General features: G+C 39.8%; 4 protein-coding genes. All 4 read left to right on the forward strand.

The window, feature by feature from the left end:
- Positions 1–147 precede the first annotated feature (147 nt).
- Positions 148–1,014, forward strand: coding sequence for a glycosyltransferase (locus ACTXGO_RS10540; protein WP_443542204.1), 867 nt, complete (start codon positions 148–150; stop codon positions 1,012–1,014).
- Between the two features lie 60 nt (positions 1,015–1,074).
- Entirely contained in the window at positions 1,075–2,184 is a 1,110-nt protein-coding gene (locus ACTXGO_RS10545) for a glycosyltransferase (protein ID WP_317198895.1), read from the forward strand.
- Positions 2,185–2,229: 45 nt separating this feature from the next.
- Positions 2,230–3,366 carry a glycosyltransferase gene (locus ACTXGO_RS10550; RefSeq protein ID WP_443542206.1) on the forward strand — a complete coding sequence of 379 codons (1,137 nt, stop codon included), beginning with the start codon at positions 2,230–2,232 and terminating at the stop codon, positions 3,364–3,366.
- Between the two features lie 50 nt (positions 3,367–3,416).
- Positions 3,417–4,165 (forward strand): glycosyltransferase family protein (locus ACTXGO_RS10555; protein WP_459112922.1); only part of this gene is annotated, 749 nt, incomplete at its 3' end.

Genomic DNA, 4,165 nt, shown 5'->3' on the forward strand with positions numbered 1-4,165 from the left:
AAAAATCTCAAAAAACCACTACGTCATCTGCGCCATTTTATTCTACCAGTAGATTGGATAGAAGAGTACTGGAAGGAATGATGACGACATATGTTCAAGCATGACTAATCGCAAACTAATATTATTAAGCAGCTAGCAGGTAAAACTATGAAGCAGGATGACACTATCAAGGTCTTCGTTGGATGTGATCCAAATAACTGTGATTTAGAACAGATGATGGTTCTCGATTATAGTATTCGCAAGTACACTACAAATTCTGTCGACATTGTATGGATGCAATTATCACGTGATCCCAATAGTCCTTGGTACTCAAACCCTGAGACAGGCGAGGGCTGGAACACGGTTAAATGGTCAACGCCTTTTTCTGGATTTCGCTGGGCGATACCTGAGTATTGCGATTTTTCGGGACGAGCCATTTATATGGATGCCGATGTGGTCATTTTAGACGACTTAGCTAAGTTATGGCAGCATCCGATTACTGGCAAGTCAATAGTTGCGGCCAAAACTAAAGCTGATATGACGAGGTTATGTACCTGTGTGTGGGACTGCGCCAAAGCTCAATCTATCATACCGTCTATAAAAGAGCTTAAACAAGATCCTGACAGTCATAAAAAAATGATGAAGCTTCTCAAAAAGAACAAGCGTCTGATTGAGCCGTATCAAGACAGCTATAACTCAGTCGATGGTGAGGATTTAGCAATTGACGATATCAGAATTTTGCATTACTCAGATATGGGTACGCAGTTTAGTCATAAGTACGCTATACCGAGAGTTGAAGCAGAAGGCTTTGAACACTGGTTTGATGGTAAGGTCTCGCCGCATCCTAGAAAAGATTTAGCTGAATTATTTGATAGCTATTACAACGAGGCACTCGAAAATGGTTATCAGCTCGATGACTACCGCATAGAGCCGTTTGGCCGCTTTCCAAAAAAGACTCAGCAAAACTATAGTGGTAATAATGTAACGCGTCCAAAAGCATCGAAGTCTTTGCTTTCAAGAATATTTAAACGCTGATGAGCTAATGTAGTAGAGCTGTAAGAGCAGTTATTTTAGTGCAGTTAAAGGTTATTATTTATGAAGCCACAATCAAAAATTGCGGTACTAGTAATCAAATGTTTACAAGGCGGCGGTGCTGAGCGCGTAGTATTGACCTTAGGCCAAGGGTTTTATGAGCTTGGGTTTGAGGTGCATATTGTTAGGATTAGACCTCGCATAGAGTATGAGCTCAATCCGAATCTAAATTATCATTTACTTAGAAACAGGTTCAAACCTTTCAGGCTTATACCAGGAGAGGAGCGGCGTGATAAAGTATATGCACAGGTGCTAGATCATTACATCAGCAACAAGATAGGCCATCCTGACATCATCTTATCTAACCTTGATCGCGCTGATAGTATTCTTAGCTACAGCAAACTGCCTAATATCATCTACGTCATTCACAATACCTTGTCGCTGTTGCATAAGTTTGGACAGACAGCGCTTGCTAAACAGACCCAAGAACGTTTTGTTGAGATCTACTCAAAACACCCTTGTGCTTGTGTCAGCCAAGGTGTCGAAAAAGACTTTTTGCACAATTTTGGCGACATCACACCGACGACTGCTATATATAATCCTATTGATAGAGACAACATACAGAAACAAGCAAACGCTTTTGTCCCCGATCACCAAAATTACATTATCCATGTGGGTAGTTTTAAAGAAGCTAAGCGTCATGACGTCTTGTTAAAAGCCTATGCAAAAACCGATCAATCCATACCGCTACTGTTATTGGGTCAGGGCAAGCTACAAAGTGAGATTAAAGCGCTAGTGACAGAGCTTGGACTTGAAGACAAGGTGGTCTTTTTAGGCTTTCAAGAAAACCCATTTCCATATATTAAGCACGCTCAATTTATGGTGTTAACTTCGGAGTGGGAAGGGTTTGCCTTAGTGATAGCAGAAGCTCTAGCTTTAGATACTGCTGTAATTAGCACAGATTGTCCATCGGGTCCAAGCGAGCTATTGCCTGAAGGGAATCTGATGCCAGTCAATGATGTTGATGTCATTGCTAAAACGCTTATGCAAGCGATGAGCCATCCCGATCAGTTTCATGCTACGTTCGATGAATCTTTGCTACCAGACAGTATCGCACAGCAATACTTAGACTTTGTAGACTCTACAAATGCTGTAGGGTCATCATCTTGCTAGTGCCAAGGTAAAGCATATTATCTTAAATAGTTTATAGGGTCTTTAATGGTAAATAATATCATTGCAGCGCAAAAAGCCGATAGCACTAAACTCAAAAAAAAAGTACTTCTGGTCATCAACTGTCTACAAGGCGGCGGTGCTGAGCGCGTAGTATTGACTCTAGGCCAAGGGTTTTATGAGCTAGGATGTGAGGTACATATTCTACGGTTTAAACCGCTCATGCAATACAAGACAAACCCGAATCTAAATTATCATGTACTCAAATTTAAACCTTATAAGCTCATTCCTGGTAAAGAGCGTCGTGATAAGATCTTTGCAAGCGCGGTCGATAAGTACGTGACGAGTCATATTGGCCAGCCTGATATGATTTTATCTAATTTGGACCGTGCCGATAGCATTTTGAGCTATAGTAAATTGCCTAATATTTTCTATGTGATTCATAATACAGTGTCGCTACTTTATAAGTTCCACAAGACTAGTAGCGCTGTGCAGCTAAAGGCTCGAATGGCTGAGATATATGCTAAGCACCCTTGTATTTGCGTTAGCGCAGGCGCAAAACAGGACTTTATTAAAAGCTTTGGCGCTATTACACCGACTACTGCTATTTATAACCCTATCGATAGAGATGCTATAAAAAAGCAAGCTAATACTTTTGTGCCTAAGTATGATAACTACATCATTCATGTGGGTAGTTTTAAAGATGCTAAACGTCATGACCTCTTGATAGACGCCTATGCGCGTACTGATCAAACCATGCAACTGCTGCTCTTAGGTCAGGGCAAACATAAAGAAAGTATACAGCAGCACGTTCAAGCGCTCGGACTCGAAGACAAAGTCATATTTTTAGGTTTTCATGATAATCCTTATCCCTTTATTAAACATGCTCAATTTAAGGTCTTGACCTCAGATTGGGAAGGGTTTGCTTTGGTCATTGCTGAGGCGCTAGCACTTGGAACACCTGTCATCAGTACGGACTGCCCATCAGGGCCAAGTGAGTTATTACCTAAGAACAACTTGATGGCTATGGGTGATGTAGAGGCTATAGCAGATAAAATGGGTCAGGCAATGAAAGATCCTCAGCAGTTTAGAGCGCCATTTAACGAAGAACTGCTACCTGTTAATATCGCACAGCAGTACTTAGACTTTATGAATTGTACAAATTCGGTAGTGTCATCTTACTAGCGCTACAGTCAAGAAAATTATTTTACTCTTAATCGTTTATAGGATTTTTGATGCTCAATAACGTCATTACAGTGCAAGAAGTCGATAATAGTAAATCCAAAAAAATAGTACTTCTAGTTATTAACTGTCTACAAGGCGGCGGTGCTGAGCGATCGGTACTAACTCTAGGTCAGGGGTTTCATGAGCTGGGGTATGAGGTGCATATTTTACGTTTTAAGCCAAAAGTATCCTATGAGCTTGGTGATAATTTATTCTACCATCAATTAAATCTTAAACTGCGTACCCCTATGGACAACGAAAAAATTGGATATTGGTGGTTAGCGAAACAAGTTGATCATTACGTCAAAAGAAAAATCGGAACTCCAGTCCTAACGTTATCAAATCTAGACAAAGCTGATATGGTAATGCACTACAGTAGACTACCAAACGTAGCCCATGTCATTAGAAATACGATTTCTAAAAAAATAGAAATGTTTAGAGACCAAGGCAAAATAGTAGAGGAATCAAAAATTAGTCACTACTATTCTAAGCATCCTTGTATTTGTATTAGTAAAGGTGTCGAAAAAGATTTTCAATCTACACTGTCTATAGCTAATACAACAACGATTTACAATCCTATTGATCAAATTCAAATAAACAAAATGGCTTCAGACTTTAGGCCAAGCTATTCTTCTTATATTATTCACGTGGGAAGTTTTAAAACACAAAAAGCGCATGAAACACTTATTAGAAGCTATGCTAAAACTCAAAAAAAATTACCCCTTTTACTACTTGGAGAAGGGGCACTATTTGATTCGAT

This window comes from Psychrobacter sp. T6-1, from assembly GCF_052258445.1.